Origin of the sequence: Parasphingorhabdus sp. (assembly GCF_049667325.1) — a bacterium.
GTDB lineage: Bacteria > Pseudomonadota > Alphaproteobacteria > Sphingomonadales > Sphingomonadaceae > Parasphingorhabdus.
This window is the reverse complement of record NZ_JBATHY010000179.1, coordinates 1-6,170: the sequence shown is the minus strand read 5'-3', so window position 1 is coordinate 6,170 and position 6,170 is coordinate 1. Positions and strand designations below refer to the sequence as shown.

The window sequence follows — 6,170 nt, the reverse complement described above, 5'->3', positions numbered from 1 at the left end:
ATATAGTGCACCGTATGCGCGCCGCTCTGGTCACCGAGAAGCAGGCTGTCGCACTGGGTGAAATTGCGGACATTCTCGGCATTTGGCCCGACCCGCACCAGACCGCGATAGGTGTTGTTGCTGTGGCCGGCACTGATCCCCTTGGAGATGATCGTCGAGCGCGTGTTCTTGCCGTTGTGGATCATCTTGGTGCCGGTATCGGCCTGCTGGTAATTGTTGGTCAGCGCCACCGAGTAGAATTCGCCAACGCTGTTCTCGCCATTCAGCACGCAGCTGGGATATTTCCAGGTCACCGCAGAGCCTGTTTCCACTTGAGTCCAGCTGATCTTGCTGTTCTTGCCTTGGCACAGACCGCGCTTGGTGACGAAATTATAGATGCCGCCCTTGCCGTTCTCGTCGCCGGGATACCAGTTCTGGACGGTTGAATATTTAATTTCCGCATCATCCAGCGCGACCAGTTCGACCACTGCTGCGTGGAGCTGGTTCTCGTCGCGCATCGGCGCGGTGCAGCCTTCGAGATAGGAGACATAGCTGCCGGCTTCGGCGACAATCAAAGTGCGTTCGAACTGACCGGTATTTTCCGCGTTGATCCGGAAATAGGTGCTCAACTCCATCGGGCATTTGACGCCCTTGGGGATGTAGACAAAGGTCCCGTCGCTGAACACCGCGCAGTTGAGCGTGGCGAAATAATTGTCGCGCATCGGTACAACTTTGCCCAGATATTTCCGGACAAGGTCAGGATATTGCTTGATCGCTTCCGAAATGGACCGAAAAATCACGCCGGCGTCTTCCAGTTCCTTGCGGAAGGTGGTCGCCACCGACACGCTGTCGAACACCGCATCCACCGCAACCTTGCGCGCGCCTTCGACGCCCGCGAGAACCTTCTGCTCCTCGATCGGAATGCCGAGCTTTTCGTAAACCCGCAGGATTTCGGGATCGACCTCGTCGAGGCTGCCGAGCTTTTCCTTCGGCTTGGGCTCGGCGTAATAATAGGCGTCCTGATAGTCGATCATCGGAATGTCGAGCTTGGCCCAGTCCGGGGTTTCCATCTTTTCCCACATCCGAAACGCTTTGAGACGCCAGTCGAGCATCCACTCCGGCTCGCCCTTTTTGTCGGAAATGAACCGCACCGTGTCTTCGTTGAGACCTTTGGGCGCGAAATCCTGCTCGATATCCGACGACCAGCCGAACTCGTAGGTACTCGCCTTGTCGGCCGCTTCCTGCGCCTCGGCGTTCATTTCCTTGCGTTCTGCGTCATAATCGGCAGTTTTCACATCTTCGCTCATCATGCTTTTTCCATTATCCGGATTTCGGGGGTAGCGGGCAGAGTCGACAGGCTGGCCAGACTGACCTCGTCCAGCGCGTTGCGAATCGTCCGGTTGATTACGCCCCAATGGGGTTTCACGGCGCAGCCACTCTCCAGCGCGCAATCATGATTGCCGTCGATGGTGCAGCAGGTAATCGCCAGCGGGCCCTCGACGGCCTCGACAATATCGGCAAGGCTGATCGAAACCGGGGGCCGTGCCAGCCGGATGCCACCACCGATGCCACGGGTCGATTCGAACAGTCCGGCAGCGGTCAAGCGGCTGACCAGTTTTTTCGCGGTGGGCAGCGGAACGCCGGTTTCCTGCGAGAGTTTCGTTGCGTTGAGCATGCCTTCGGCGAGTAGCGCGCCGCCACAATGGCGCGCGGCGGCGGACATCAGGACTACGGCATAGTCGGCAAGGTTGGAAAGGCGCATATTTCTCGAATCGCTGGAGGTGAATATCTAAACAAGACTAATTTAGTCTCATTTATCCAACATTGCAAGAAGTGTAGCGTTTTTGAAGGAACAAGGGATAGCAGCGGCGAACGGCAAACATGCTTCCATCTCTTCCAGTCAGGTGTCCGAAATCAGCGGTGCGATCTTGCCCTTCAGGCTGCCGCGCTGATCGATCAGCCGTGCGGTTTCGCCCTCACCGACTCGAAGCTGGGTCGGCGTCACGCCGGCAAAGAATTTGACTTCGCGAATCATGTGCGACTGGTCGTAAAACGCATCGACCAGCTCGAGCAGCTCTTCTTCATTATGTTCGGCATAGGCCCGGGCCGCGCGCAGTGCGCGATATTTGCGGGCCAGATATTTGGGCGGTATACCATATAGCTTGTTCACCGTGCGCAGCACCTGCCGCGAGCTTTGCGCCGAGCGCTCCATCAGGCGACTAACCGGCGGCGAGGGTTCGGACGACAGCCACTCGTCAATCATCTTGGTGAACGCGGCGGTTTCCGGCTTCAGGCGCGGCTTCAGCGCCCGGTAAATCTTGTCCGCCCAGTCCACCATCTCTTCCGGGGTCTTGCAGCCGCGCAGATATTCGAGATTCTTGTCGATTTCCTGAGTGAAAACCTCGGCGGCGTTAACCGCCCGATCGGTATAGTCTGCAGCCGATTTTCGCGTTGAGATAGCCCAGCCGGCGGGCAATATGCCGACACCAAACATCCGGAACGGGCCGGTCACGTCAAAATGCATCGATCCTGTCGAAGGTCCCTGTAACATCGCGTCCTTGGCCGGAAAGCTGCTGCCATCGGCAAAGCTGATGACCGCATTTCCTTCGAGCAAAAAGCGTAACTGTGCGATGGCCGCCCGCTCGTTATCGGCAAAGCGCGGCTGTTCCACCTCGAAAAGATAGTAGACGGAAACGAGATCCCGAACGTCCTCGGCAGGTGCAAAATATCTCAGACTAACCAAATCACGACCCCTTGATCTGTCCCTCCCCAGGTGCAGATAACATATGGATGCTCTTTTATAGCTGGAAAACAAAGGAAAAAAAAAGGCCCGACCAAATTAATGGTCAGGCCAATAAGGAAAAGAACCCCAATGCCTTCGCGTTGTGATGGCATAGAGCCCTTCGGGTCGCAGCGCTGCTATGCACTTGCGAAAGCTTAAATTAATTGGACAAAAACGACAGATTCATCCCGTACGCTTGACTTTTAAGGACATTCGCTTGCTTGTTACCGTAACTTAACGGCTCGCAGCGATCCAGTCGTCCACCCGTTCTTCCATGATGTCGAGCGGGACCGGACCACTTTTCAGGATTACATCGTGGAACGCGCCCATGGTGAACTTGTCGCCCAGGGCATTCCGCGCGCGGGTCCGGAGTTCGAGTATTTTCAGCTTGCCGATCATATAGGCGGTCGCCTGTCCGGGATAGACGATATAACGTTCGATCGCCTTGCGGATGTCGCCTTCCGGATTGGGCGTATTGAGCGTCAGGTACGCAATCGCTTCCTCACGGCTCCACCGCTTGTCATGAATGCCGGTGTCGACAACCAGCCGGCAGGCGCGCCACAATTCCATCCCGAGGCGGCCGAAATCGCTGTAAGGGTCCTGATAGAAGCCCATATCCTTGGCGAGTTCTTCGGAATATAATCCCCAACCTTCGGTATAGGCGGTCCATCCTCCAAACCGCCTGAACGGCGGCACGTCGCCTAGTTCGGTCTGGATCGTCCTCTGTAAATGGTGACCCGGCAATCCTTCGTGAAAAGCCAGCGCTTCCAGTTCGATTTTTGACATGCTGCGCAGATTGTAGAGGTTGACATAGTAGGTTCCGGGGCGCGAGCCGTCGGGTGCCGGACCATTGTAGAATGCCTTACCGGCCGATTTTTCGCGAAACGCTTCCACCGGCTTGATGACAAGCGACGCCTTGGGAAATGTATCGAAAAATTCTGGCAACCTGGCTTCCATCGCCGCCAGTTTGATGTCGACATCCGCCAGATAGGCCTCGCGCGTGTCATAGTAAAACTCGTCACTGGTCCGCAAATGCTGGAAGAAATCCTGCAAGTCGCCTTCAAAACCGACGTCAGCCATAATCTTGCGCATCTGCCCGTGAATCCGTGCCACATTCTCCAGGCCGATTTGATGAATTTCGTCGGCTGTCAAATCGGTGGTCGTATAGCTGTTCAATCGCTCGGCATAATAAGCCGCGCCGTCCTTCAGCCGCCAGATACCATCACCATCACCGGCGATTGCCTGCTGCCGCTCCATTTCGACGACCAACTTCCCGTAAGCCGGTTTCAGGCTGTCGTTCAGCGCCGCCGCGCCCCGCGCGATGAGCGTGGACTTTTCCGCATCGGAAATATCCAGTGCTGCCACCTTCTTTTTGAGATCAGCATAGATCGGCGAGTCTGCGCCGTCGCCAAAGGGTGCGCCGCTAATCACATTCTTTGCATCGGCTATGACATAGGGGAAAACCCAATCGGGCACGATGATCCCGTCGTCCGCGCGCTCTGCCGACTGGACGACCAGCGACTCGATCAACGGACCTGCGCCGGCAAGTCGGCTGACATAGGCATCCGCATCCGCTTTGCTCGCTACCCGGTGAATATTGATCATAAATGCCGGTATCTGGCTTTGCGCACCATTCATCTGATCGAAAATATAGCCATTGCGGCGGAACGGGAAAGCCTTGCTCGATCGCTCGGCCTGCGCCTGGAACAGGCGATAGCTTAGCTGGCTGGCTTCGCTGAGCCGGTCTTTGTCAAACCGCGCTTCCATGTCGGCAAGCGCGGCTTGACCGCGTTCATATTGCTCTACTTCAGCCGCTTCGCTGGGGTCATCCCACTTGCCGTAATCGGCGTCACGAATAGCGCGATAGGATTTGGACACCGGAGAATGGGCGAGTTCCTGATCGTCATAATCATCGAAAAACTTGGCTAGCCGGGTATCAACGCTCTGCTTAACCGGAGTGGCAATTTCATCGATCGGTGCATCGCTTGCCGGCCCGGTAGCGCAACCGCTCAGTGCCAGGGCAGAGGCAGCAGTCAGCAACAAATATCTCATCCAATATGTTCCTTGTGTACGGAGAATCTTTCCGGCCCTATCATCCTGTTCGGATTTGCACAATTCTCGAGGTGTCGGCCACCACACCCCGGACATGGTGAAGTCATTCCGGCAATTGGTGGTTGCTGCCGTGATTTTCCGCCGTTAGGCCTCGAACCACCATGCACGCAAATTCACCGGACGCGCTGATCATCGGCGGAGGCCATAACGGTCTGGTCTGCGCCTTCTATCTCGCCCGCGCGGGGATGAAGGTCCGGATATTGGAAGCACGCGATATTATCGGCGGCGCAGCGGTGACCGAAGAATTTCACCCCGGTTTCCGCAACAGCACGGCAAGTTACACGGTTTCGCTCCTGCAGCCCAAGATCATCGCCGATATGGGCCTGGCGGAGCGCGGCTACCGCGTGATCGAACGGCCCAAAAGCAACTTTTTGCCGCTCGGTAACGGCGAGTATTTGCTGGTCGGCGGTTCTCTTGAAGCAACGCAACAAGAAATCGCGCGATTCTCGAAGGCCGATGCGTCGCGGTTGCCGGAATATTATGAGATGCTCGAATCGGCGGCGGCGATATTGCGCGATCTGGCGCTGGAAATTCCGCCAAATGCCGGGGATGGATCCCGTGCGCTACTGGCAGGAATCAGGACCGCCCGACGCTTCTCCCGGCTTTCGGCGCTGGAACAGCATGAAATCGTCAAGCTGTTCACGCTGAGCGCGCGCGACTTGCTCGACCAGTGGTTTGAAAGCGCGCCGATCAAGGCAGCCTTCGGTTTTGATGCGATTGTCGGCAATTACGCGAGTCCGGAAACACCCGGCAGCGCCTATGTTCTGCTCCATCATGTCTTTGGCGAGGTCAATGGCAAACACGGGCATTGGGGCCATGTGGTCGGCGGTATGGGACGGATTACGGAACTCATGGCCGATGCGTGCAAACAAGTCGGTGTCGAGATCAGCCTCGAAACGCCGGTCAAGAACCTGCTCGTCGAAAAAGGAGTGGCAGTAGGGATTTGCACACAAGCCGGCGAACGTATCGATGCTCCGAAGATCATTGCCAATATTGGCCCGAAGCTTCTTTACGACCGCCTGATCGATCCGGTCGATCTGCCCGCTGACTTCCGCCGAATGATGGCGGGCTATCAATGCGGCTCGGGCAGCTTCCGGATGAACCTGGCGCTGGACGGGTTGCCCGATTTTACCGACCTTCCCGGCAGCGGCGTTCATCTGAAATCGGGGATCATCATGGCACCGTCGCTGGCCTATATGGACCGAGCCTATCAGGATGCCCGGGAAAATGGCTGGTCACGCAAGCCGGTTGTGGAAATGCTCATCCCCAGTCTTGTCGACGACAGTCTGGCACCCGC

The 6,170-nt window shown here is 56.9% G+C and carries 5 protein-coding genes; 1 reads left to right on the top strand and 4 read right to left on the bottom strand.

Annotated elements, in window-relative coordinates; genetic code table 11:
* The 4 genes from sufB to WBM93_RS08045 form a co-directional block, all read right to left on the bottom strand.
* Window positions 1-1,238, bottom strand: a 1,238-nt coding sequence (gene sufB, locus WBM93_RS08060; protein WP_424430611.1) for a Fe-S cluster assembly protein SufB, incomplete at its 3' end; no start/stop codon positions are given.
* Between the two features lie 47 nt (window positions 1,239-1,285).
* Window positions 1,286-1,741 (bottom strand): SUF system Fe-S cluster assembly regulator, encoded by a 456-nt coding sequence (locus WBM93_RS08055; RefSeq protein ID WP_424430608.1) that lies wholly within the window; start codon window positions 1,739-1,741, stop codon window positions 1,286-1,288.
* A gap of 138 nt (window positions 1,742-1,879) precedes the next feature.
* Window positions 1,880-2,722, bottom strand: coding sequence for a DUF6597 domain-containing transcriptional factor (locus WBM93_RS08050; RefSeq protein WP_424430605.1), 843 nt, complete (start codon window positions 2,720-2,722; stop codon window positions 1,880-1,882).
* Between the two features lie 273 nt (window positions 2,723-2,995).
* Window positions 2,996-4,813, bottom strand: a complete 1,818-nt coding sequence (locus WBM93_RS08045) for a DUF885 domain-containing protein (RefSeq protein ID WP_424430602.1) — start codon at window positions 4,811-4,813, stop codon at window positions 2,996-2,998.
* A gap of 161 nt (window positions 4,814-4,974) precedes the next feature.
* On the opposite strand from WBM93_RS08045, the gene WBM93_RS08040 reads away from it, so the two are divergent.
* Window positions 4,975-6,170, top strand: a 1,196-nt coding sequence (locus WBM93_RS08040; protein WP_424430599.1) for a phytoene desaturase family protein, incomplete at its 3' end; no start/stop codon positions are given.

Bases quoted from the DNA above. Each gene is read 5' to 3' on its own strand.
- WBM93_RS08055 (WP_424430608.1), bottom strand. From the start codon at position 1,741: ATGCGCCTTTCCAACCTTGCCGACTATGCCGTAGTCCTGATGTCCGCC.
- WBM93_RS08045 (WP_424430602.1), bottom strand. From the start codon at position 4,813: ATGAGATATTTGTTGCTGACTGCTGCCTCTGCCCTGGCACTGAGCGGT.